Below are 23,988 nucleotides of genomic sequence, written 5' to 3' on the forward strand. Positions count from 1 at the left end.
GCACCCGTGAGGCCGGCAGTTCCCGGGGAAGGTCGGGCGTGCCGGGGAAGCCGGCCTCTCCGGGGAATGCCGGCCGTCCCCCCGCGGGAGGTCAGGCCTCGGTCTCCGGGGGGTCGAAGCGGGCCAGGTCCCGCAGCCAGGTGCGGGCCGAACTGTCGGACGGCGCACGCCAGTCGCCGCGCGGCGAGAGCGAACCGCCGGCCGAGACCTTCGGTCCGTTCGGCATGGCCGAGCGCTTGAACTGCGCGAACCCGAAGAAGCGGCGGCAGAACACCTCCAGCCAGCGCCGGATCTCCGGCAGGTCGTACGCGACCCGTTCGGCCGCGGGGAAGCCCGGCGGCCAGGCGCCCACGTCCGGGTCGTGCCACGCGTGCCAGGCCAGGAAGGCGATCTTCGACGGCCGGAAGCCGTAGCGCAGCACGTGGAACAGGGTGAAGTCGTGCAGTGCGTACGGGCCGATCTTCGACTCGGTGGACTGCATCTCCTCGCCCGGTACGAGCTCCGGGCTGATCTCCGTGTCGAGGATCGCGGCGAGGGTCCGGTCGGTGTCCTCGCCGAACTGGCCGCTGCCGATGACCCAGCGGATCAGATGCTGGATCAGCGTCTTCGGCACACCCGAGTTGACGTTGTAGTGGCTCATCTGGTCGCCCACGCCGTACGTGGACCAGCCGAGCGCCAGCTCCGACAGGTCACCGGTCCCGAGCACGATGCCGCCGCGCTGGTTGGCGAGCCGGAACAGGTAGTCGGTGCGCAGACCCGCCTGCACGTTCTCGAACGTCACGTCGTACACCGGCTCGCCGGAGGCGAAGGGGTGGTCCATCTCCTTCAGCATCAGCCGGGCGGTCGGCGTGATGTCCAGTTCGGCCGCGGTGACGCCGAGGGAGCGCATCAGCTCGTGCGCGTTGCCCTTGGTGTGGTCGCTGGTGGCGAAACCCGGCAGGGTGAAGGCCAGGATGTCGCCGCGCGGGCGGCCCGCCCGGTCCATCGCGCGGGCCGCGACGATCAGCGCGTGCGTGGAGTCGAGGCCGCCGGACACCCCGATGACCACCTTCGGGCCACCGATCGCCGCGAGCCGCTGCTGGAGCCCCGCGACCTGGATGTTGTACGCCTCGTAGCAGTCCTGGGCCAGCCGGTCGGGATCCGCGGGCACGAACGGGAAACGCTCGATACGGCGCCGCAGGCCCAGGTCGCCGGCCGGCGGGTCGAGCCGGAAGGACAGGGTCCGGAAATCGGTGGTGCGGGCGGTGTGGGTACGCCGGTTGTCGTCGAAGCTGCCCGTCCGGCTCCGCTCCTGCCGCAGCAGGTCGAGGTCGACGTCCGCCACGGCGAACTGGTCGTCGAGCGGGAAGCGGTCGGACTCGGCCAGCAGCGCCCCGTTCTCGTAGATCATGGTCTGACCGTCCCAGGACAGGTCGGTCGTCGACTCGCCCAGTCCGGCCGCCGCGTAGACGTACGCGGCGATACAGCGTGAGGACGCCGAGCGGCACATCAGTTTGCGGTCCTCGGCCCGGCCCACGGTGATCGGGCTGCCGGAGAGGTTGGCGAGGACGGTGGCGCCCGCCAGGGCCGCCTCGGCGCTCGGTGGCACCGGCACCCACATGTCCTCGCAGATCTCCGCGTGCAGCACCAGGCCCGGGACGTCCTCGGCGGCGAACAGCAGGTCCACGCCGAACGGCACGGACTCACCGCCGACCCGGATCGTGCCGCCGCGCTCGTCGTCGCCCGCGGCGATCTGTCGGCGTTCGTAGAACTCCCGGTAGTTCGGCGGGTACGACTTGGGCACGACACCGAGGACCCGGCCCCGGTGCACGACCACCGCGCAGTTGTAGACCCGGTTGCGGTGGCGCAGCGGGGCGCCCACCACCAGGACCGGCAGGAGTCCCGCCGACCCCGTCACCACCGTGTCGAGCGCCTCCTCGACCTGGTCGAGCAACGCGTCCTGGAGCAGCAGGTCCTCGATCGAGTAGCCGCACAACCCCATCTCCGGGAAGACGGCGACGGCGACACCCTCCGCGGCACACCCGCGCGCCTGGCGCAGGACCGCCTCGGCGTTGGCGTGCGGGTCCGCGATGACGGTGTGGCCCGTGCAGGCGGCGACGCGTGCGAAGCCGTGCTGATAGAGCGACCGGAAGTTCAGAGGAGGCACCCGGCCAGTGTAATCGTCAGTGCGACGCGATGTGGTGGCGAGGTGTGTGTGGCGGACCACCCTCCACGGCGGACGTCACGTGCGAGGGAAGTCGTGCGGATCCCGGAGAACGCACGACGCGCCCGCCTCCACTGGGGAGGCGGGCGCGTCGTCCGTCAAACGCCGGTCAGCGGCGGCTGAACGAGTCGACGTAGCCCGGGGCGGGGGAACCCACACCGGTGACGTCGTCGTAGCCCTTCACGGCCGACAGCGAGCTGTCCTTGCCGAGGCTGCGGACGGAGATGGCCTGACCGCCCGAGGCATCGAAGCCGTTCACGAAGTCGACGCGCGCCACGGCGAGTCCGGAGCCCGTGGGGTTGTCCGTGACGTCGTGGTACGCCTTCGAGCCGAACTTGGAGTAGATCGACGGGTTGGCGAAACCGATCGCCTTGCCGCCGCGCGCCTCCTGGGCGAGCGCCTGGACGGCCGCGATCACCGGAGCGGCCAGCGAAGTGCCGCCGATCCGGTACTCGCTGTACTGCTCCGACCCGTCCGGGAAGGTCTGCGTCTGGCCGACCTTGAAACCGGTGTTGGGGTCCGCGATCGCCGAGATGTCCGGGACGACCCGGTTACCCGCGGCGTTGTTGGCCTTGGCCAGCGCGTTCGGGACGACACCCTTCTGGTAGAAGGGCTCCGCCACGGTCTTGCTGGTGCCACCGCCCGCACCCGAGGTGAACGCGCCCGGGAACCCGGTCCAGCTCTTGCCGTCCGTGGACAGCGTGGCCTTCTCGGTGCCCCAGCCGGTCTCCCACAGGTACTTGTCGCCCTTGCCGACCGCCAGCGAGGTACCGCCGACCGCCGTCACCCACGCCGAGTTGGCCGGGGTGTCGACCTGCTTCGTGCCGGTGTTGGCGACCTCGTCGCCGTTGTCACCGGAGGAGAAGTAGAAGCCGATGCCCTCGACCGCGCCGAACTGGAAGGTCTGGTCGTAGGCGGCCGCGAGGTCGGGGGTCTGGTTGGCCTCGATGTCGCCCCAGGAGTTGGAGACGATGTCGGCCAGGTGCCCGTCGACGATCTTGTTGAGCGAGGCGAGCAGATCGTCGTCGTAGCAGGAGGCGGCACCCACGTACGTGATGCTCGCGCCCGGCGCGACCGCGTGCACGGCCTCGACGTCGAGGGTCTCCTCGCCGTACCAGCCGGACGCCCCGCACTCTTCGGTCTTCGTGTACGTGTCGGGCAGCACCTGACGGAGCTGACCGCTGGTGTACGCGGCATCGCCGTGCTTGCCGGCGTAGGTGGCCGCGTCGAAGGCGATGGTCGGCGAGGCGAACGCGTCCGTGATGGCGACGCGCACGTTCTTGCCGGTGCGCTTGCCCGCACCGTACGCCGCACGCAGCTGCTTGCCCGTGTACCCCTGGATCGCGTACGGGATCTTCTTCCCGTAGGCGTTCGGAAGGGTGGTCGCGGTGTTCGAGCCGTAGTACGAGGAGAACGGCCCGGAGTTCTTGAACACCGCGTCCGGACCCGGCAGTTGATCCGCGTGCTGCGCCTTGTGCGGTGCGTTGTCCAGGCCGGTGACGGTCAGGACGGCGCCGTTCAGGGCGGCGGGCGCGGAAGCCGTCTTCGACGGCGCCCGGTAAGTCTTCTTGCCCTTGGTGTAGTTGTGCAGCTGAGTGCCGAACGCCTTCTCGGCGGCGGACACGTCGCCCGTCACCGAGACGTAGTGCTGCGTCGTTCCGGTGACCTTCAGGCCCGCCGACTTCAGCCAGGAGGTCACCGCGGCGACCTGGGCCTTGCTGGCGCCGAAACGGGCCTGCGCCTTCTTGGCACTGAGGTATTTCCCGTACGAAGCCGAGTGCGGGTCGGACACGGACCTGGCGTATGCCGCCAGTCCCTTGGCGTCCCGGCCGGCGAAGTACACCTTGGCCGAGACCTGGGAGCTGTCGGACGCCGCTCCCTTGTCCGCCTTCGCGGTCGCCCACGCGGGCCTGGTGCCCACGAGGGTGTCCCGGCTCGGGCCGTCCGTGGCGTGGGCCGCGGGTATGCCGAGCGCCAGCGCACCGGCGAGCAGTGGCAGTGTCGCCGCCAGACTCACTCCGGCACGCGCGGTGGCGCGGTTGGATCTCATAGAACCCCCTGCGATGCGGTTCGTCGCATGTAGTGGTTGGTCGGTGATCCACGTGAAAGCCGCACGCCCTGTCGGAGCGTGAGGAATGGATCACAGATGGGGGTCACTCTTTCGGTGAACTGTTCATGCCAGGGGAATGAAAAAGCCAAGGAAAGACCAAGTGGCCGCGATTGGCGATCATTTGGGATGGTTTGGAGTAGACCCTCGCCCACATTCGAGGGTTTTCCCTCTGTCTCCCCTCGGGCTCTGTAAAGAGGCGCCCGGTTTCCGTAAGCGGATCGAGTCCCTGGAGCGTGTCGGGGGTGTGAAGCAGCTGGAGTTCGAAGAGTTCTACCGGAGCGGTCGGGACGTCTGCCTGCGGGCGGTCCTCGCCGCGGTGGGCGACCGTCAGCTGGCCGAGGACCTCGTGGCCGAGGCGTTCGCCAGGGCCTGGGCGGGATGGCCCCGGGTCCGCGACCATCCCGCACCCCGCGCGTGGATCGTCCGGACGGCGCTCAACACCCGTATCTCGTGGTGGCGCAGGCGTCGGCACGAGGTCGCGCTCGGCGACCACGACGGCCGGGACGGCGCGGCGACCGGGTCCGGCGGCGCCGGGCTCGACCCCGCGCTACTGGCCCTGCTGCGCGAACTGCCGCGCAGACAACGGGAGGTCGTCGCCCTGCGGGTCTTCCTCGACCTCGACACGGCGACCACGGCGAAGACCCTCGGGATCGCTCCCGGAACCGTCACCGCCCATCTGGCACGGGCCGTCGGGACACTCCGCGGCCACCTCGTCACCCTCGACACACCGGAGGCAGGACCATGAACGGAACCGACGACGACAGGGACGTCCTGGACGCCCTCAGGGGCTCCCTCGACGACATCGCCATGGCGGTGCCCGTCGAGCGGATCGTGGCCGAGGGCCGCGCGGTACGGCGGCGGCGCCGCCGGGTGGCCGTCGCGGCCGTGGGGGTCACCGCGGCCGCGGGACTCGCGCTCGGCGCGCCGGTCTACGGCCACCCGTCCACCGCCCCGCCCACGGGCGGGAACACCGAGGCCGTCGCCTTCACCGTCGCCAAGCGGCCGGACGGCAAGGTCGCGGTGACCTGGACCAAGGAGCAGTACTTCAAGAACCCGGCCGGACTCCAGAAGGCGCTGCGCCGGGCGGGATTCCCGGTCCTCGTGAAGACCGGGGTGTTCTGCAAGGGCCCCGACGACCACACCCAGGTCGACAGGCACGGCTCGGGAACGGGGGTCGACAAGGTCGTGAAGCGGGAGCGGCGCGGCGACGGCACCGTCGTCTTCGTCTACGACCCGGCGGCCATGCCCGCTCACACCGAGCTCTTCATCGGCTACCTGGACCAGGCCCAGCTCGCCGTCACCCACGGCCGGCCCGGCTCGGTGGAACGCCTCGTCCCGACCGGCGTCACCCTGAAGTGCGGTACGGACTGGCGCGGCTGACCATACGGCGGAGGGGGTGGACGGGTGCGGGGCATCGCCCCGGACCCGTTCCGCGTCCCGGCAGGTGCGCGTGCCGCACCCCGCGTTCCAGCACGCGGACCGGACAGGTTCCCGGTCGCGCCGGTCGCGTCCGTCGCGCTAGTCGCGTGCCTTGGCGCCCCGCTCCTTCAGCATGTCGGCCATCAGCTTGATCTCCGACTGCTGGGCGTCGACCATGCCCTGCGCGAGCCGTTTCTCCACGCCGACCGTGCACTTGGCGACGCAGCCCTCGGCCATGTGGATACCGCCCTTGTGGTGGTCGGTCATCAACTGGAGGTAGAAGATCTCGGCCTGTTTCCCGTCGAGCGTGCCGAGCCGCTTCATCTCGGTGTTCGTGGCCATGCCCGGCATCAGCGAGCCGTCCTTGCCGGAGGCCATGTCACCCATGCCCATCCAGGTCATCGGCGCGTCCGCGGACACCTTCGGCAGCTCCCACAGGTCGAGCCAGCCGAGCAGCATGCCGCGCTGATTGGCCTGCGTCTGCGCGATGTCGTACGCGAGACGCCGTACCTCCACGTCCTTGGTGCGGTCCCGCACGATGTACGACATCTCGACGGCCTGCTGGTGGTGGACCGCCATGTCCCGCGCGAAGCCCGCGTCCGCGGAGTCGGCGGCGGGTGTCCGCGTCCCGGAGCCGGAGCTGGAGGCGTCGCCGTCGGCGACCGCGTACGTGATCGCCCCGGCCGCGACGAGCACGGTCGCCGCGGCGCCCGCGATCCACCCGGCGTGCCTCACTGGGACAGGCCGTTGGTGCACGCCGCGCCCGGCTCCGGCGTCTGCTTGCCCTGCACGAACTCCGAGAAGAACGCGTCGACGTTCTTGTCGCTCGCACCGGTCACCGTGCGCTGCTTGCCCCAGGCACTCATCATGATCGGGTCCTTCTGGTCCTCGACCGGGCTCATCAGTGTGTACGGGGTCTTCTTGACCTTCGCGGCGAGAGCCTTCACATCGGCGTCGGACGCCTTGCTGTTGTACGTCACCCAGACCGCGCCGTGCTCCAGGGAGTGGACGGCGTTCATGTTGTTGACCGGCTTGGTGTAGACGTCGCCGTTGCAGTTCATCCAGACCTGGTTGTGGTCACCGCCGACCGGCGGCTCCATCGGGTACGTCACGGTCTTCGCGACGTGGTTGCGCGTCAGCGTGCCCTTCCAGGTCTTCACCCCGTCCGTGCCCGTGACGAAGTGCCCCGACGCGGACTTCGAGTCGCTCGCCGTGTCCTTCTTGGAGTCGTCCGACTGTGAGCGGACGAGCACGACACCACCGGCGACGAGACCGGCGACGACGACCGTACTGGCGGCTATCACGAGGATCCGGTTGCGCCGCTCACGGGAGCGCTCGGCACGGCGCAGCTCCTCGATGCGTGCCTTGCGCGTTCCGGTGCTGGTGTTCTTGGCGGAACCCATGGTGAGTCCTTATGAGGATGGGACGGTCGGGTCCGCCGATCGTAATCGGGAAGGGTGGGGCGTCGGCAGGGAGGGCACGGGATTGGCCGAAGAAGGGGGTGGGCGGGGGAGGGGGCGCGCGGTCACGGCGGTCGGCGGGGGAGGGCGCCGGGCAGGACGACGGAGAGAAAATTTGAACCGGAGATGCGCATTACCTACCCTGTCGGGTATGCGGCTGTTGAGATCCACCGACCTGGCCCTGCGCGTCCTGATGCGACTGGCGGTCGTCGGCGACTCCACGCCCACCACGCGTGAGGTCGCGGACGACATGAAGGTCCCGTACACGCACGCGGCCAAGGTCGTCGCCGAACTCCAGCACCTCGGACTGCTCGATGCCCGGCGCGGCAGGGGCGGCGGTCTCGCGCTCACCGAGAAGGGGCGCGCGGCGTCCGTCGGCGCGATCGTGCGTTCCTTCGAGGGGGACGGCGACGTCGTCGAGTGCGAGGGGGCCACGCCGTGCCCGCTCGTCTCCGGGTGCCGGCTGCGGGGTGCGCTGCGGCGGGCCCAGGAGGCCTTCTACGCCTCACTGGACCCGCTGACCGTCGCCGACGTCGTCGCCGATCCGACCGGGCCGATCCTGCTCGGCATCACCCGCAGGCACTGAGGGCTGTCCCGGCGGGCCCGTCCGGTCAGGACCGGGTGCCCAGGACCAGGACCAGGTGTCGGTCAGGGCCGGGTGTCGGTCAGGACCGGGTGTCCGCGGTCTTCATCGAGGCGACGGCGTCCGCGATCGTGCTCCGGTACAGGCCCAGCTTCGGCTTGAGCACGAGCGCGCCCGGGCCGAGCGGGAAGTCGTGGGTCTCGGCGTCGGGCATGTGGTCGCCGTCGGCCAGGACGTTCAGCTCGTCGACACCGGCGACGGTGCCGGTCGTCGCCCCGCTGGGGTCGAGGTCGATGACGGCGTAGGCGGTCCGCCCGGCGTACACCGGGACGGCGGGGGCCCCGCCGAGCCCGCTCGGGACCAGCGGCTTGACGATCTTGCCGCTGGTCTTCGCGCCGTCGAGGTAGACCTGCGGGAGGTGGCTCAGCCCGCAGGAGTTCGCACCGTTGTTGCGGACGGCGATCACGCGCCGGCCGGCCGCGCCGGCCCCGGTGGTGACGTTCACCGAGACCTGCGAGCCCGAGCAGGGGTGCTTGTAGGCGTAGCTGTCGCTGTTCGCGTTGCCGCCGCCACCGCTGCCCGCGGTGGTCCCCGAGCCCGAGCCCGACTTCGTGCCCGAGCCGGCCGAGTTCTTGGAACCGGCCGAACCGCCCGTGCTGCCGGTGCCCTTCGCGGCGGCGGCGTTCCGCGCGGAAGCCGTCGCAGAGGCGGCCTGCTGGGTGCCGCCGCTCTGCGGGCCGGACGACTTCGTGCCGGATCCGCCCGGCCCGCAGGCGGTGAGGGCCAGGGCGAGCAGAGCCGTGCCGGTGGCGGCGAGGAGCGTGGTGCGGTTACGGATGGTGTTCACGAAGGATCCCCCGAAGGTGTGCGCGGCGAACGCCGGGTCGTCTGGCGCGCCGTCCCTGAACTGCTGACATGCATCAGTCTCGGGTCCGCCGCTCACGTCGCGCTGACGTCGCGCTGCCGTGTCGCTGACGTCCGCGTCGTGACCGTACGCACACGGCCGGGGTGTCCGTCAGGACCGGGCCAGCCAGAGGTCCGGCCCGAAGACCTCGTAGTGGATGTCGGAGGCGGGCACGCCCTTTTCGAGGAGCTGGGTCCGTACCGCGCGCATGAAGGGCAGCGGACCGCACAGGTAGGCGTGCGTGCCCGGCCGTACGGTGACTCCGGAGAGGTCGACCAGACCGGTCCGCTCGGCCGGGTGGCCCGGCTCGGCCCGCTCGTACCAGAAGTGGGTCTCCGCGTCGGCGAGTTCGCCCGCGAACGCCTCGTGCTCGGCGCGCAGCGCGTGCTCGGCGGGGGAGCGGTCGGCGTGCACCACCGTGACGGGGGCCTTGTGGCCGGTGATCGCAAGCTGCTCCAGCATGGAGATCACCGGGGTGACGCCGATGCCCGCGGACGCGAGGAGGAGCGGGGCGTCCGTGTCGTCGAGGACCAGGTCGCCGTACGGCGCGGAGACCTCCAGGACGCTGCCCTCGCGGACGTGCGCGTGCAGATGGCTGGAGACCTCGCCCTCGGGGCTCGCGACACCGGCGTTCTCGTCCGCGCGCACCCGCTTGACGCTGATCCGGCGCACCGGGGAGCCGGGCGCGCCGGAGAGGCTGTACTGGCGTATCTGGCGGGCGCCGTCCGGGAGTTCGACACCGACGGAGACGTACTGGCCGGCCCGGAAGTCCGGCAGGGCTCCGCCGTCGGCCGGGCGGATCAGGAAGGTGGCGACGTCGGCGGTCTCCTCGACGCGCCCGGTGACCACCCAGGGGTGCAGGGCCCCGTCGTCCGCGTTCTCTTCGTAGAGGCGCTTCTCGATGGCGATCAGGGCGTTCGCCATGAGCCAGTAGACCTCGTCCCAGGCGGCGGCGACCTCCGCGGTGACCGCGTCGCCGAGCACCTCGACGATGGCGGCGAAGAGGTGCTCGTGCACGACCTTGTACTGCTCGGGCGCGACACCCAGGGAGGCGTGCTTGTGGGCGATGCGGCTCAGCATCGCGTCGGGCCGCTCGTCGGGGTGGTCGACCAGGTAGGTCGCGAAGGCGGCGATGGATCCCGCGAGGGCCTGACGCTGGGTGCCCGCGGCCTGGTTGCCGCGGTTGAACAGGTCGCGGAGCAGTTCGGGGTGGGCGGTGAACAGTCCGGCGTAGAAGCGCTCGGTGATCTCGCCGATGGCGGCGCCGACCACGGGGAGGGTCGCGCGGACGGTGGAGGCGGATTGTTCGGACAGCATCAGGACTCCTCAAAGCCGGGGCGGGAACGGCGGGTTGCGCGCCCCTCGGTGCCCCGCACACTAGTAAAACTTGCATCTGAGATGCAAATTAAAGCCCGTGAGGAGAGAGAGTGCCGGTCGGCACTTACGGGTGCGCGTGTGAGCAGGCAGTATGGGCGTCAGAGCAGGACACCTGCCGTACGCGAGGCGTTCAGACCGAGGTCGCCCGGCCGATCATGGTCCGCAACGCGCATGAAATGGTGTTGTGGTGGGATGCTCAGGTGCGCCGATCGTCTTCGAGGCGTGGGAGCAGGCGGCCTGACCAGCAAGGATGGGTGGAAGCGGAAGATGGACAAGCAGCAGGAGTTCGTGCTCCGGACACTGGAGGAGCGTGACATCCGGTTCGTACGTCTGTGGTTCACGGACGTACTCGGCTTCCTCAAGTCGGTGGCCGTGGCCCCGGCGGAGCTGGAACAGGCCTTCGACGAGGGCATCGGCTTCGACGGCTCGGCCATCGAGGGCTTCGCCCGCGTGTACGAGTCCGACATGATCGCCAAGCCGGACCCGTCCACCTTCCAGGTGCTGCCCTGGCGCGCCGAGGCCCCCGGTACGGCCCGGATGTTCTGCGACATCCTGATGCCGGACGGGTCGCCGTCCTTCGCGGACCCGCGCTATGTCCTCAAGCGCGCCCTCAACAAGACCTCGGACCTGGGTTTCACCTTCTACACCCACCCCGAGATCGAGTTCTTCCTGCTGAAGGACCGCCCGCTGGACGGCTCGCGCCCCACCCCCGCCGACAACTCCGGCTACTTCGACCACACCCCGCAGAACGTCGGCCAGGACTTCCGGCGCCAGGCCATCACGATGCTGGAGTCGATGGGCATCTCGGTCGAGTTCAGCCACCACGAGGGCGCCCCCGGCCAGCAGGAGATCGACCTGCGCTACGCCGACGCGCTCTCCACGGCGGACAACATCATGACCTTCCGGCTGATCATGAAGCAGGTCGCGCTGGAGCAGGGTGTCCAGGCCACCTTCATGCCGAAGCCGTTCTCGGAGTACCCGGGCAGCGGTATGCACACGCACCTCTCGCTCTTCGAGGGCGACCGCAACGCGTTCTACGAGTCCGGCTCGGAGTACCAGCTCTCCAAGGTCGGCCGCTCCTTCATCGCCGGCCTCCTGAAGCACGCGGCGGAGATCTCCGCCGTCACCAACCAGTGGGTCAACTCCTACAAGCGCATCTGGGGCGGCTCCGAGCGCACCGCGGGCGCCGGCGGCGAGGCCCCCTCGTACATCTGCTGGGGCCACAACAACCGCTCCGCCCTCGTCCGCGTGCCCATGTACAAGCCCGGCAAGACCGGTTCGGCGCGGGTCGAGGTCCGCTCGATCGACTCCGGCGCGAACCCGTACCTGGCGTACGCGCTGCTCCTGGCCGCGGGCCTGAAGGGCATCGAGGAGGGGTACGAGCTCCCGCCGGGCGCCGACGACGACGTCTGGGCCCTCTCCGACGCCGAGCGCCGTGCCATGGGCATCGAGCCTCTCCCGCAGAACCTCGGCGAGGCGCTGACCCTCATGCAGCGCAGCGAACTCGTCGCCGAGACCCTCGGCGAGCACGTCTTCGACTTCTTCCTGCGCAACAAGAAGGCGGAGTGGGAGGAGTACCGCTCCGAGGTCACCGCCTTCGAGCTGCGGAAGAACCTGCCGGTGCTGTAAGCGCAGGTCAGCGGCGCTTTTCGTGACGCGGAACGCGGGGCCCCCGGTCGATGACCGGGGGCCCCGCGGCCGTCCTCGCCGCCCCTGGCTCGTCCGTGGGCCGCCCGCCCAGCAACCGCCGCCCTCGCCCACGCTGTCCCGCTGCCCTCCGCGCTGTCCTTCGCGCGCAGCCACGGCAGGTGGACCTCCGGAACCAGGCCGCCACCCAACTACCCTCTTGTGCCAACTGGTTTGTATTGCAAAGATAACTGCATGGCAGATATGTCGGCGTCTTCAGCGAGCACACCTCAAGAGCTTCTGGCCACCGCCCGTGAGCTCACCCGCCGGGTACGCCAAGCCCACCGCGGCACCTGGTTCCCGCTTCTCCTGCTCGGTCTCGCGCACCTCGCGGCCATCCCCTTCTACCGCTACGGCCCCCACCCCATGGCGTGCAGGCCGGAGGTGCGGGCAGGGGACTCGGGCATCACGTTCTGCACCAGCTACGCCACCTGGTCCTTCATCTACTGGCCGGTCGCTCTCCTGCTGGTGTACGCGGCGATCTGCGGCTTCTACGTGAGCCGGTCGCGGCGGCGCGGCATCGGAACCCGGGTCCGGTCCTACGTATGCGCGGGGACCGTCCTCGGCCTGTTCCTCTCCGGCGCTTCGCTGTGGGCGGTGCACCACCCGCTGGTCCAGGAAGGAAGCCTCAACGGCATCCACGTCGCAGGGAGCGCCGTGAGCGTCAACTTCCTGTACCGCGCGGCGACTCCGGCCGTCGCCATCGGACTGGGCTTGCTGGTACTGGCCCGGGTGGAGCGGAGTTGGTTGCTGACGGTCTTCGCGCTCGGCTACCTGACGGTCGTACTGCTGCCGCGTGACCTCGGCCAGTTCGTCACGGCTCCGTCGGTGTGGATCAACCTGCCGCATCTCGTCATCAACAGCGGTGTGCTGCTGGTCGGCGCCGCCGGATTCGCCCTTTCCGGGCGGAGGACAAGGTGAACCATCCCGCCAACGGACTCGACGACGTCGTTCACCAGAGGGTCAGGCTGGGCATCCTGGCGATCGCTCACGAGGCTCGACGCGTGGAATTCGGCTTTCTGCGGAGCACCCTCGACCTGACCGCCGGCAATCTCAGCCAGCATCTGGCCGTACTCGAGAAGGCCGGACTCGTAGAGATCGAGAAGGGTTACGAGGGGAAACGCGGCCGCACCTGGGTCCACCTCACCGCCGCCGGCGAGAAGGCCCTCCGTAACGAGATCAACCAGCTCAAGCGGCTCATCCACCAAGTCGAGCACAGCGAGCACAGCTCTGATCGGAGCGGCGACCTCCCCACCTGATCTCGACAGGCCGCGGGCCCGGACCGCTCGTCAGCGGTCCGGGCCCGCGGGCTGCGTGTCGTTCGGTGCCGTCAGACGGCGGGGGTCGCGTTGGGGTCCCGGACCTCGGACAGCGCCTTCTTGATGGTGACCTTCGCGATGTAGCCGGCGCCGAAGAATATGCACTGGACGACGTACCAGAACTTCTCGGCTCCGGTCATCTCGACCAGCCCGTACTCGCTCAGCGCCTTCTTGACCGGGACCTTCTGGAAGTAGGCGGCACCGAAGTAGATGCAACCGAGGATGTACCAGAACTTCTCCGCCGAGGTGGTGGAGCCCTGTCCGAGGTACTGACGTTCTGCCATGACGTTCTGCCTTCCGATGACCGTGGGACCCGGGGAAACGCGCCGATCCGGTCCCTTGCGGGCAGCCTCGGACGGCAGCCGCGCACAGGCGCGGACGCCTGACGGCATGCCGAAGCACGAGTTGAGATGGCGTGGGTGATGCGCACGTGTCACGGTGCCGGTCGTCATGACGACCGGCCGCCCCCCGGATGTGCAAGCCGCAGCATAGGGCAAATGACCTTGCTCGTCACCCCTGGGTGCACCGAGATCGGGAGGGCGGCGGACCCGCGCCCTCCGCCCGGTTCTCCGCGGCCTTCCGGGCGCGTGCTCCGCGGACCGGCGGGGCGCGGAGCGTGACGCTCTTCTCGGACGGCCGTACAACCCTCGACGCTCCGCAGGTGTCCACAAGTTGACCGGACGGCAGACCTCCGGTCGCCGTGCTTCCTGTCCCGACGAGGAGACCCATCCGTGCGCCAGCGCATCCGCCCCTCGCACCTCCGCCGGTCGGCGGCCCTCGTGGCCGCCGTCGCGACCGTCGCGGCCGTCCCCGTGGTCGGCGCCTCCTCGGCCTACGCCGACCAGGGCGAGCCCTCACTGGTGGTCTCGACCCTGCCGACCGCGTCGCCCGAGCCCGGCGAGGTGTACGACAAGTCCGTCGTCGTCACCAACAACGGCACCGCGGCCGCGGACGGTTTCACCTTCGGGGTCCGGCTGAGCCGGGGGCTCGACTTCCCCGAGGCCGTGCCGGGCTGCACCTACTCGACCGTCAAGGACCAGGTCGGGCAGGCACTTTGCAAGCTCGACACCGTCATCGAGCCCGGTGCCTCCGTCGAGACGCACGTGCGGTTCAAGGCGCTGCCCAAGGCGCTGATGGAGGAGGTCGAGTACGGCACCTCGCCCACCGGTGAGGCTCCGGGGGACGAGTTCGGCGACAGTTTCCGACGGCTGACCCTGACCGCCGACAGCTCGGCCGACCTCGTCGCCGTCGGTGAGGACACCGAGGCCCTCGCGGGCGGGCAGCAGTCCATCTTCGTGGGACTCCGCAACGACGGCCCCGGCTGGATCCGGAACCAGACGAGCGACGACCAGCCGGCGCTCATGGTGCGGATACCGAAGGGCACGACCGCCATCAAGGTTCCCCACGACTGCCAGCCGTTCGGGATCGACGGCCCGAACGCGCCCGGAGGGACGCCGGGCAGGGCCGTGTACGTCTGCACGCCCGACGACCACACCATCGAGGTAGGCCAGACCCTCACGTACGCCTTCACGCTGGACGTCGCGAAGGGCACGAAGACCACCGACGGCGAGGTGAAGGCGACCTCCGTCTACGACATCCACCCGGACTTCGACAAGAACCCCGCCAACGACACGGCCAAGATCCACGTCGCCATCCCCACCGACAACGAGGAGGACCCCCAGCCGTCGGCATCCGCCACCTCCCCTGGCTCCTCCGGCGGCGGTGACGGCAACGACCCCGAGGGGCAGTCCACCGGCGGCTCCGGCAGCACGGGCGGCACCGGCTCCACGTCGGCCGGCTCCACGACCGGCGGCTCCACCACCGGTTCCGTCGGCGGCACCCTGGCGAGCACCGGCTCCGACGGCACCCCGACGCTCGCCGGCGCCGCGGCCGCCGCGGCCGTCCTCGGCGGAGGCCTGGTCCTGGCCGTCCGCCGTCGCCGTACCGCCGCGGAGTCCTGACGGCGCACGGATCCCGCCGGCCCCGGGCCTCGGGCGTGCCCCCGGGACCACGGTCCGGCGGCGTCCGTCAGCGCACGTACGCGGGAGAGACCGCCGCGGTGCTGACGCGCCGCGGCGCTCCCGTGCCGTCGGCCGGGAGCGTCCAGAGATCGGCTCCGTAGTCGCCGGGGAGGGCGTAGACGAGGGTGCGGTCGTCGCGCCAGACCACCTGGTCGTCGACGCTGCGGGGCTCGGCGAGCGGGGTCTCGCGCCCGGTGCGCAGATCGAGGACGTACAGATGCCACGGGGCGTCCTTGGGAAGGCCCTTGACGCGCTTCTTGAACGCGATACGGGTGCCGTCGGGGGACAGGGACGGGCATTCGACGTTCGCGCGCAGGGTGGTGACGGTGCGGGCGGTCAGGTCGCCGCGGACCAGGTGGGTCGTGCCGTGCGTGGCCATGGTGGCGTAGAACGTGCGGTCGTCGGCCGCGAACGTCACGCCCCAGAAGTTGACGTCGGCCGCGTGGTAGGTCCTGCCGTCCTTCACCACGCGGTACTCCTCCAGGGACGGCGTCAGCCTCCCGGTGCGGGTGTCGACGATCGCCGCCCGCGTCGAGAAGTTCGTGCCCGCGTACGAGTCGCCGCCCACGAACGCCGTCCAGGCCGCGTACCGTCCGCTGGGCGAGACGCGCGCGCGGGACGGGATGCCGGGCACCTCGTAGCGGGCCCTCACCCGCAGACCGGCGTCGAGGATCACCGCCCGGTAGGTGTCCCGCATCGCTCCGTGCACCGCCTGGAGACACACTCCCGTGCCCGAAGCGGCGTAGAAGCGCAGGCACTTGACCCTGGCCGCGGTGCGCGGGCCCGACGGGTCGGAGGCCGCCACGGACGTCAGCTCGTCGCGGTGCGGGCCCCAGGCCATGTTGCGGAACACCAGCCGCCGGGAGTCGGTCAGGGAGACGGGTCCCGCGGTGATCCGCGGGCCCCCCGGCCGGGCCTGGTTCCGGCGCTCCGCGCGGGCCGAGGCGTGCAGCACGGAGGCCGTCGCGACGCCCGCCAGGACGACCAGGGCGCAGACCAGGACCAGGATGCGGGTTCGCAGCGTCATACCGTGCCTTCCGGGGGAGTACGGCGGGCCGGGCGCAGGCTCAGCGCGAACAGGGCGCACAGGGCGAGCGCCACGGCCGACCCCGTGAGCGCCGTCCGGTCGCCCCAGGCGGTCCAGGCCGCGCCGAAACCGAGCGAGCAGACGAACCGGGCCAGCGCCTGACCCGTCTGGACCAGCGCGAGCCCGGACGACCGCAGTTCCGCCGGCACGCTGTCCGAGGCCGCGGCCATGAGCACGCCGTCCGTCGCCGCGTAGAAGCCGCCGTGCAGGAACAGCACCGCGAACGGCAGCGCCGTACCGTGCCAGGACGTGAGCATCAGGGCGTACGCGAGGAGCAGGGCGCCGTGGCCGGCCAGGAACACCCGCCACCGGCCGGCCCGGTCCGCGAGCCGGCCGAGCGGGACGGCCAGCAGCAGGAACGCGCCGGCCGTGCCGACGGGCAGCAGCGCGAACCAGCGGTCCGGCACCCCGAGCCTGTGCTGGAGCAGCAGGAACATGAACGAGTCGCTGACCGTGGCGAGGCCGAGCAGCAGCGCGCAGAGCGCGATGCCGCGCAGCTCCGGCCGGCGCAGGAGGGCGAGGGCGACGCGCAGCGTGGGGCGCGGAGCCGCGGGAGTTGTGGAGGCGGTGGGAGCCGCGGGCGTGGTGGTGCCGTCGGTCGTCGTACGCGGGGCCCGCGCGGCCGGGCCTCCCGGTACGAACAGCACCAGGACCAGTACGCCCACCACGGCCACGCAGAAGCTCACCATGAACACCGCGTCGTAGCCGTCCACGGTCGCCCGCAGGATCAGGAAGGCGGCCAGCGGGCCCAGCAGGGCGCCCGCCGTGTCCATGGCGCGATGGACGCCGAAGGCGCGGCCGCGGGTCTCCGGGGTGCTCGACAGGGAGATCAGGGCGTCGCGCGGGGCGGTGCGCAGCCCCTTGCCGGTGCGGTCGGCGGCGAGGACCAGGCCGATCGGGGTCAGCGTCCGCGCCACCAGGAGCAGCGGTTTGCAGGCGGCCGAGAGGGCGTAGCCCGCTCCCGCCACCCACTTGTGGCGGCCGCCGCCCCGGTCGGCGAGATGTCCCCCGACCAGGCGGACCAGCGCCGAGAAGCCGTTGTAGACACCGTCGAGGAGCCCGAAGCCGAGAGGGGACAGGCCGAGGCCCGCCACCAGGTACAGGGGCAGCACGGCCGTCACCATCTCCGAGGAGACGTCGGTGATCAGGCTGACCGTGCCGAGGGCCAGCACCGTGGGCGCGACCGCGGCGAGGCGCCGCCCCGCTCGTGGCGGGGCGGCGCTCTCCGCGGACGCCGCCGCGGCCTCCGGTGCACCGGCGCGGCTGTCCGCTAGGTACATGTCAGGACGTCCAGATGCCCGTGATGTCCTTGCCGGAGGCCGCGTTGCCCGCGTGCGACGTGAGGCCCTGCATGTCCTCCAGCGTGCGCAGCAGGTCGTAGTGGTTGTAGGTGGTGGCGGACGACGACCCCGGGGTCACCTGCTGGCCGTACAGCACGGTCGGGATCTTGTTGCCGGCGAGCCGGTTGTCCTCGTCGAAGGTGACGACGAGCAGGCTGTTGTGGGTCTTGGCCCAGGTGGCGTACGCGCTCAGGTTGGTGTTCAGCCAGGTGTCACCGGTGGACACCGAGCAGTCGTGCATGTCGCTGCACAGGTTCGGGGTGACGAAGGAGACCTGCGGGAGCGTCGTGTAGTCCGTCGGGAACTGGGCGAACGTCTTCGCGCTGGACGTCGGTACGTTGCTGAAGCCGAACCAGGGGTTGTGCTTGCGGGCGTAGTTCCCGCTGCTGCACGTGGTCGAACCCTGGCTGGGCAGCGTCTCGTTGTAGCTGCCCCAGGTCCGGCCAGCGGCGATCAGCTCGGAGGCGAGGTTGGGCGCCGAGGAGAACCCGGGCGTGTAGCAGCTGTCGTCCGTGATGCCCTGGGTGGCACCGGAGAACAGGGCGAAGTAGTTGGGCTGGCTCGGGTGCGTCTCGGCGTACGACTGGGAGAGGTTGGCCCCGCCGGTCTTGAGCGAGTTGATGTACGGGGCGCTGGAGGAGCCGATCACCTGGCTGTACGCGTGGTTCTCGAAGACCACGACGACGACGTGGTCCGGGGTCGGGACGGCGGCCGCGGCGTGCGCGGGGGCCGAACCGGCGAATCCGGTCCACAGCCCGACCGCGGCGGCGGTGAAGGCGATGGCCGACGCCACGAGGGCACGGCCGCGGATGTACACGTTTCTGCCGGACACTTCAGACCTCCGGTGGGGGGAGAGGCGACGGTGGCGGTGCAGACAGAGCATGCACACGCCAACATTCCCCGGACTCACATCCCTCAACCGGCCGGATGAAGACCCGGTGAACTCAAGCCTCCACGTCCTTTCTACCGCCCCGCACGGCCGTCGGCACGGGGCGCCACCTTGCGGACCGGGGTTACGCTCGGGCACGTACGACCTTGATCGGACCGGATGTACGGGACGGGACCAGATGTACGGGACGGGACCAGGTGTGCTGGAGGGGACCGGGCCTACGACGTCGATCGACAGGAGGCCGGAATGACGGCGCCGGGGCGCAGGAGCAGTACGTTCACACGGCTGCTGCGGCACGGCTTCACCGATCCCTCGGCGGCCGAGCGACTCCTGGAGGGGCCCGAACTGGCCCCCATACGGTCGGACCCGGTCCTCCTCGACGCACTGGGCGCCACCGCCGACCCGGACCTCGCGCTGCTCGGGCTCGTCCGGCTCGTCGAGGCCCAGGACGGGCACACCGCCCAGCGGGAGCTCCTCGACACGCTGATCGCGGCCAAGCCGCTGCGGGACCGGCTGCTCGGCGTGCTCGGCGCATCCGCCGCGCTCGGCGACCACCTCGCCCGCCACCCGCACGACTGGCAGGCCCTCGTCACCTACGAGGCGCGGGACCTGCACCCCGGGGTCCGGGAGTTCGAACGGGGGCTCGCGGGCGCCACGGACCCCGTCTCGCTGCGCGTCGCCTACCGCCGCTGCCTGCTCTCCATCGCCGCGCGCGACGTCTGCGGCACCACCGACCTCGCCCAGACCGCCGCCGAACTCGCCGACCTCGCCACCGCGACCCTGCGCGCCGCCCTCGCCATCGCCGGGGCCGCCGCGCCCGACGACGCCGCCCTGTGCCGGCTCGCCGTCGTCGCGATGGGCAAATGCGGGGGACACGAGCTGAACTACGTGTCCGACGTCGACGTGATCTTCGTCGGGGAGGCCGTCGAAGGGGCAGACGAGGGCAAGGCCGTACAGGCGGCCGCCCGGCTCGCCTCGCACCTGATGCGGATCTGTTCCGAGACGACCGTCGAGGGCAGCATCTGGCCGGTCGACGCCAATCTGCGCCCCGAGGGCCGCAACGGTCCCCTCGTGCGCACGCTCAGCAGTCATCTCGCCTACTACCAGCGGTGGGCCAAGACCTGGGAGTTCCAGGCGCTGCTCAAGGCCCGCCCGGTGGCCGGGGACCTGGAGCTGGGCGAGGAGTACGTCGCCACCCTGGCCCCGCTCGTGTGGCACGCCGCCGAGCGGGAGAACTTCGTCGCCGATGTGCAGAAGATGCGGCGCCGGGTCGTCGAGAACATTCCGGCCGCCGAGATCGAACGGGAGCTGAAGCTCGGTCCCGGAGGGCTCCGGGACGTCGAATTCGCGGTACAGCTCCTGCAGTTGGTGCACGGCCGGGCCGACAACTCCCTGCGCAGCGGCACCACCCTGGACGCCCTGAAAGCACTGGCCGCGGGTGGATACGTGGGGCGCGCCGACGCCGTGCAGCTCGACGACGCCTACCGCTTCCTGCGGTCGATGGAGCACCGCATCCAGCTCTTCCGGCTGCGGCGCACCCATCTGGTACCGGAGGGCGAGGCCGATCTGCGGCGGATCGGCCGGTCGATGGGGCTGCGCGTCGACCCGGTCAAGGAGCTGAACCGGGAGTGGAAGCGGCACGCGTCCATGGTGCGGCGGCTGCACGAGAAGCTGTTCTACCGGCCGCTGCTCGACGCCGTCGCCCAACTGGCGCCGGGCGAGACCCGGTTGAGCCCCGACGCGGCCCGGGAGCGGCTCGTCGCACTCGGGTACGCCGATCCGGCGGCCGCACGGCGCCACCTGGAGGCACTGGCGTCCGGGGTCAGCCGCAAGGCCGCCATCCAACGGACCCTGCTGCCCGTGCTGCTGGGGTGGTTCGCGGACTCCGCCGATCCCGACGCCGGCCTGCTCAACTTCCGGAAGGTCTCGGACGCGCTCGGCAAGACCCCTTGGTATCTGCGGCTGTTGAGGGACGAGGGCGCCGCCGCCGAGAACCTCGCGCGGGTGCTCTCGGCGGGCCGGCTCGCCCCCGACCTGCTGATGCGCGCGCCGGAGGCCGTGGCCCTGCTGGGCGACGGGGAGGGCGGCGGACTCGAACCGCGCGGCCGTGCCCAGCTTGAGCAGGAGATCCTCGCCGCGGTGCGCCGGGCGGACGGCGGCGAGCAGGCCGTGACCGCCGTCCGCGGCGTGCGGCGCCGCGAGCTCTTCCGTACCGCCGCGACGGACATCGTCGCCTCCTACGGAACCGAGGAGACGCCGGCCGTCGCCGATCAGGGGGCGCTGGTCGACCTCGTCGGCGGAGCGGTCTCGGATCTGACGGCGGCGACACTCGCGGGAACGCTGCGGGCCGTGGTGCGGGACGGCTGGGGCGACACCCTGCCCACCCGGTTCACGGTGATCGGGATGGGCCGCTTCGGGGGCCACGAGCTCGGCTACGGCTCCGACGCGGACGTGCTCTTCGTGCACGAGCCCCGCGAGGGCGTCGACGAGCAGGAGGCGTCACGGGCCGCGAACGCCGTGGTGTCCGAGATGCGGCGGCTGCTCCAGCTCCCCAGCGCCGATCCGCCGCTGCTGATCGACGCGGACCTGCGGCCCGAGGGCAAGTCCGGGCCACTGGTGCGCACGCTGAAGTCGTACGAGGCGTACTACCGGCGCTGGTCGCTGGTGTGGGAGTCGCAGGCCCTGCTGCGCGCGGAGGTCGTGGCGGGCGACGCCGACCTCGGCGGCCGGTTCATGGAGCTCGTCGATCCGCTGCGGTATCCGGCGGAGGGGCTGGGCGAGGACGCCGTACGGGAGATCCGGCGGCTGAAGGCCCGGATGGAGTCGGAGCGGATGCCGCGCGGCGCCGACCCCACGCTGCACGCCAAGCTCGGGCGCGGCGGTCTCTCGGACGTGGAGTGGACGGTCCAGCTCATCCAGCTCCGGCACGGCTGGGCGGAGCCTGGACTGCGGACGACCCGGACCCGGGAGGCGCTGGCGGCCGCGCGCGCGGCGGAGCTGCTGACCACGGACGAAGCGGCGACGCTGGACGAGGCGTGGGTGCTGGCCACCCGGGTGCGCAACGCCGTGATGCTGGTGCGGGGCAGGGCCGGGGACACCTTCCCCTCGGACGGGCGTGAGCTCGCCGCCGTGGGCCGCTACCTGGGATACGACCCGGGGCACGTCGGGGACATGCTCGACGACTACCGGCGCACCACCCGGCGGGCGCGGGCCGTGGTGGACGAACTGTTCTACGGCGCGTGAGCGGATCGTGAGCGGACCCCTGTGAGGGCGACGGCATGACGGGGACCGCGTGAAAGGGACCGTGTGTGGGGGCGCGTGAAAGGGGCCGGCCGTCACCGAAGGTGACGGCCGGATGCGGCTCAGGTCTTCACCGGTGGCGGGGTCGGCGCCCCGCGTGTCCCCGGTGCCCATTGCGGCAGCGCGTACGGCAGCGATCCGTACCACAGGCGGGCCACCAGGAAGCCGAAGCAGAGGCAGAGCAGGCCGCCCACCGCGTCCAGCCAGAAGTGGTTGGCGGTGGCGACGATGACCAGGAGGGTGGCCGCCGGGTAGAGGACGCCGAGGATGCGCGCCCAGGGGGCCTTGGCCAGCGCGAGGACGGTCAGGCCGCACCACAGGGACCAGCCGATGTGCATCGACGGCATCGCGGCGTACTGGTTGGACATGTGTTTGAGATCGCCGGAGGCCATCGAGCCCCAGGTCTCGTGGACCATGACCGTGTCGACGAAGTTCCCGCCGGGCAACAGACGCGGTGGCGCGAGCGGGAAGAAGTAGTAGCCGAGGAGGGCCACCGCCGTGGTGGCGAAGAGCGCGAGACGGGCCGCCGCGTAGCGGCCGGGATGACAGCGGTACAGCCAGACCAGGACACTCAGCGTCACCACGAAGTGCAGGGTCGCGTAGTAGTAGTTCATCCCGATGATCAGCCAGCCGACCGAGTTCACCGCGTGGTTGACGGACTCCTCGACGGCGACCCCGAGATGGTGCTCCATCCGCCAGATCCAGTCCGCGTTGCGCAGCGCTTCGCGTCTCTGCTCCGGCACGGCGTTGCGGATCAGCGAGTACGTCCAGTAGCTCATGGCGATGAGCAGGACTTCGAACCAGAGGCGGGGGCGACGCGGGGCCCGCATACGACGCAGGAGTCTGTTCCCCGCCTTCTCCTCCGCGACGGGTTGTGGAGTGGCCTGGTCCCGGCCTTCCAGTGTCGTCACGGTCGAATCACCCATAGGCACAGAGTCTGCCAGAAAAGCCTTCCCTCACCGATGATGCTCTGGTCGGGTCCTGGCCGCACTTTCTACGCCTGTGGGAGTGCTTCGCCCCCTTTGTCGTCCTGCTCAGGGACGATTTCGGTCCCCAGGGGCAGAAGCGGTCGAACCCCGCACCACGAGTTCCGGCATGAACACGAACTCACTGTGCGGCGCGGGCGTCCCGCCGATCTCCTCCAGCAACGTGCGCACCGCGGCCTGGCCCATCGCCGGTACCGGCTTGCGGACGGTCGTGAGCGGCGGGTCGGTGAAGGCGATCAGCGGCGAATCGTCGAAGCCCACGACCGAGATGTCCGTGGGAACCTCCAGGCCGCGCTGACGCGCCGCCCGTATCGCGCCGAGCGCCATCATGTCGCTGGCGCAGACGATCGCCGTGCAGCCGCGGTCCATGAGCGCGCTCGCGGCGGCCTGGCCGCCCTCCAGCGTGTACAGCGAGTGCTGGATCAGTCGCTCCTCGACGTCCGCCGGGCTCAGGTTCAGCTGATCCTGCATCGTGCGCACGAAGCCCTCGATCTTGCGCTGCACCGGCACGAACCGCTTGGGGCCGAGGGCGAGACCGATGCTGGTGTGCCCGAGCGAGGCGAGGTGGGTGACCGCGAGGGCCATCGCCGCGCGGTCGTCCGGAGAGATGAACGGCGCCTGCACCTTGGGCGAAAAGCCGTCGACCAGGACGAACGGGACACCTCGGCCACGCAGTTGCTCGTACCGCTGCATGTCGGCCGAGGTGTCGGCGTGCAGGCCGGAGACGAAGATGATGCCGGCGACGCCGCGGTCGACCAGCATCTCGGTCAGCTCGTCCTCGGTCGAGCCGCCCGGGGTCTGGGTCGCGAGGACGGGGGTGTAGCCCTGGCGCGTCAGGGCCTGCCCGATGACCTGCGCGAGGGCAGGGAATATCGGGTTCTCCAGCTCGGGGGTTATGAGGCCCACCAGACCCTCGCTGCGCTGGCGCAGACGCACCGGGCGTTCGTAGCCCAGCACGTCGAGGGCGGCCAGGACTGACTGGCGGGTGGTCGCGGCGACGCCCGGCTTCCCGTTCAGGACGCGACTGACGGTCGCCTCACTGACCCCCGCCTGGGCTGCGATGTCGGCAAGCCGTGTGGTCACAGGATTGGACTGTACCGGTCGCATCTCACCCTGCCCACCAACCAGACGCCGTGTGCGGGCGGTTGACCGCCCCGCTCCGGGCTGCTGCGTCATCGCGCTCCCTCGTGTTCTGGTCGGCTCGGTGTCCCGTGCGTGCGCCGCGCGGGAAGGGGTGGCTCCTGCAAGGCGCTGACGGGCCGATGATCCCCGTACGCGACATCCATGGCAAGAGCTTGCAGAGT

The 23,988-nt window shown here is 70.9% G+C and carries 20 protein-coding genes; 8 read left to right on the forward strand and 12 right to left on the reverse strand.

Going from position 1 to position 23,988, the window contains the following annotated elements; genetic code table 11:
• Positions 1–91: 91 nt before the first annotated feature.
• Positions 92–2,137, reverse strand: coding sequence for an NAD(+) synthase (locus OHT01_RS28025; RefSeq protein WP_443043553.1), 2,046 nt, complete (start codon positions 2,135–2,137; stop codon positions 92–94).
• A gap of 175 nt (positions 2,138–2,312) precedes the next feature.
• Positions 2,313–4,253 (reverse strand): S53 family peptidase, encoded by a 1,941-nt coding sequence (locus OHT01_RS28030; protein ID WP_328555878.1) that lies wholly within the window; start codon positions 4,251–4,253, stop codon positions 2,313–2,315.
• A gap of 304 nt (positions 4,254–4,557) precedes the next feature.
• Here OHT01_RS28030 and OHT01_RS28035 point away from each other — a divergent pair, with 304 nt between their 5' ends.
• Together OHT01_RS28035 and OHT01_RS28040 are read left to right on the forward strand one after the other, a co-directional pair.
• The gene (locus OHT01_RS28035; RefSeq protein WP_328555879.1) at positions 4,558–5,058 is read left to right on the forward strand and encodes a SigE family RNA polymerase sigma factor; all 501 of its coding nucleotides are present in this window, start codon (positions 4,558–4,560) and stop codon (positions 5,056–5,058) included.
• The gene (locus tag OHT01_RS28040; protein WP_328555880.1) at positions 5,055–5,693 is read left to right on the forward strand and encodes a hypothetical protein; all 639 of its coding nucleotides are present in this window, start codon (positions 5,055–5,057) and stop codon (positions 5,691–5,693) included. The genes OHT01_RS28035 and OHT01_RS28040 overlap by 4 nt, the downstream gene beginning before the upstream one ends.
• Before the next feature lie 138 nt (positions 5,694–5,831).
• Here OHT01_RS28040 and OHT01_RS28045 read toward each other — a convergent pair whose 3' ends face one another.
• Together OHT01_RS28045 and OHT01_RS28050 are read right to left on the reverse strand one after the other, a co-directional pair.
• Positions 5,832–6,467, reverse strand: a complete 636-nt coding sequence (locus OHT01_RS28045) for a DUF305 domain-containing protein (protein WP_328555881.1) — start codon at positions 6,465–6,467, stop codon at positions 5,832–5,834.
• Positions 6,464–7,135, reverse strand: coding sequence for a DUF3105 domain-containing protein (locus tag OHT01_RS28050; RefSeq protein WP_328555882.1), 672 nt, complete (start codon positions 7,133–7,135; stop codon positions 6,464–6,466). Before OHT01_RS28050 ends, OHT01_RS28045 begins: the two co-directional genes overlap by 4 nt.
• A gap of 208 nt (positions 7,136–7,343) precedes the next feature.
• Here OHT01_RS28050 and OHT01_RS28055 point away from each other — a divergent pair, with 208 nt between their 5' ends.
• On the forward strand, positions 7,344–7,778 hold the full coding sequence (locus OHT01_RS28055; protein ID WP_328555883.1) for an RrF2 family transcriptional regulator: 435 nt from the start codon (positions 7,344–7,346) through the stop codon (positions 7,776–7,778).
• Between the two features lie 79 nt (positions 7,779–7,857).
• Here OHT01_RS28055 and OHT01_RS28060 read toward each other — a convergent pair whose 3' ends face one another.
• Positions 7,858–8,622 carry a DUF4232 domain-containing protein gene (locus OHT01_RS28060; protein ID WP_328555884.1) on the reverse strand — a complete coding sequence of 255 codons (765 nt, stop codon included), beginning with the start codon at positions 8,620–8,622 and terminating at the stop codon, positions 7,858–7,860.
• Positions 8,623–8,790: 168 nt separating this feature from the next.
• Positions 8,791–9,996: a globin domain-containing protein gene (locus OHT01_RS28065; RefSeq protein ID WP_328555885.1), complete on the reverse strand. Its 1,206-nt coding sequence runs from the start codon at positions 9,994–9,996 to the stop codon at positions 8,791–8,793.
• 327 nt (positions 9,997–10,323) lie between these two features.
• On the opposite strand from OHT01_RS28065, the gene glnA reads away from it, so the two are divergent.
• From glnA to OHT01_RS28080, 3 genes are all read left to right on the forward strand, one after another.
• Positions 10,324–11,685, forward strand: coding sequence for a type I glutamate--ammonia ligase (gene glnA, locus OHT01_RS28070; protein WP_328555886.1), 1,362 nt, complete (start codon positions 10,324–10,326; stop codon positions 11,683–11,685).
• A 252-nt stretch (positions 11,686–11,937) separates the two neighbouring features.
• A complete protein-coding gene (locus OHT01_RS28075) occupies positions 11,938–12,663 on the forward strand; it encodes a hypothetical protein (protein ID WP_328555887.1) in 726 nt (241 codons plus the stop codon).
• Positions 12,660–13,001: a transcriptional regulator gene (locus OHT01_RS28080; RefSeq protein WP_328555888.1), complete on the forward strand. Its 342-nt coding sequence runs from the start codon at positions 12,660–12,662 to the stop codon at positions 12,999–13,001. The genes OHT01_RS28075 and OHT01_RS28080 overlap by 4 nt, the downstream gene beginning before the upstream one ends.
• Before the next feature lie 71 nt (positions 13,002–13,072).
• On the opposite strand, the gene OHT01_RS28085 is transcribed toward OHT01_RS28080, so the two are convergent.
• On the reverse strand, positions 13,073–13,513 hold the full coding sequence (locus OHT01_RS28085) for a hypothetical protein (protein WP_328555889.1): 441 nt from the start codon (positions 13,511–13,513) through the stop codon (positions 13,073–13,075).
• 279 nt (positions 13,514–13,792) lie between these two features.
• On the opposite strand from OHT01_RS28085, the gene OHT01_RS28090 reads away from it, so the two are divergent.
• Positions 13,793–15,022, forward strand: a complete 1,230-nt coding sequence (locus OHT01_RS28090) for an LPXTG cell wall anchor domain-containing protein (protein ID WP_328555890.1) — start codon at positions 13,793–13,795, stop codon at positions 15,020–15,022.
• Between the two features lie 67 nt (positions 15,023–15,089).
• Here OHT01_RS28090 and OHT01_RS28095 read toward each other — a convergent pair whose 3' ends face one another.
• Genes OHT01_RS28095 through OHT01_RS28105 form a run of 3 tightly spaced genes read right to left on the reverse strand, consistent with a single transcriptional unit; the run spans position 15,090 to position 18,341 of the window.
• Positions 15,090–16,109, reverse strand: coding sequence for a TolB family protein (locus OHT01_RS28095; protein ID WP_328555891.1), 1,020 nt, complete (start codon positions 16,107–16,109; stop codon positions 15,090–15,092).
• Positions 16,106–17,449, reverse strand: coding sequence for an MFS transporter (locus OHT01_RS28100; protein WP_328555892.1), 1,344 nt, complete (start codon positions 17,447–17,449; stop codon positions 16,106–16,108). The genes OHT01_RS28095 and OHT01_RS28100 overlap by 4 nt, the downstream gene beginning before the upstream one ends.
• A gap of 1 nt (position 17,450) precedes the next feature.
• Complete coding sequence (locus tag OHT01_RS28105; protein WP_328555893.1) at positions 17,451–18,341, reverse strand: alkaline phosphatase family protein; 891 nt, start codon at positions 18,339–18,341, stop codon at positions 17,451–17,453.
• 303 nt (positions 18,342–18,644) lie between these two features.
• Here OHT01_RS28105 and OHT01_RS28110 point away from each other — a divergent pair, with 303 nt between their 5' ends.
• Complete coding sequence (locus tag OHT01_RS28110; RefSeq protein ID WP_328555894.1) at positions 18,645–21,641, forward strand: bifunctional [glutamine synthetase] adenylyltransferase/[glutamine synthetase]-adenylyl-L-tyrosine phosphorylase; 2,997 nt, start codon at positions 18,645–18,647, stop codon at positions 21,639–21,641.
• A gap of 119 nt (positions 21,642–21,760) precedes the next feature.
• On the opposite strand, the gene OHT01_RS28115 is transcribed toward OHT01_RS28110, so the two are convergent.
• Positions 21,761–22,624 (reverse strand): phosphatase PAP2 family protein, encoded by an 864-nt coding sequence (locus tag OHT01_RS28115; protein WP_328555895.1) that lies wholly within the window; start codon positions 22,622–22,624, stop codon positions 21,761–21,763.
• Between the two features lie 108 nt (positions 22,625–22,732).
• Positions 22,733–23,767 carry a LacI family DNA-binding transcriptional regulator gene (locus tag OHT01_RS28120; protein WP_328555896.1) on the reverse strand — a complete coding sequence of 345 codons (1,035 nt, stop codon included), beginning with the start codon at positions 23,765–23,767 and terminating at the stop codon, positions 22,733–22,735.
• Positions 23,768–23,988 lie beyond the last annotated feature (221 nt).

This window comes from Streptomyces sp. NBC_00358 (genome assembly GCF_036099295.1).
Lineage (GTDB): Bacteria > Actinomycetota > Actinomycetes > Streptomycetales > Streptomycetaceae > Streptomyces.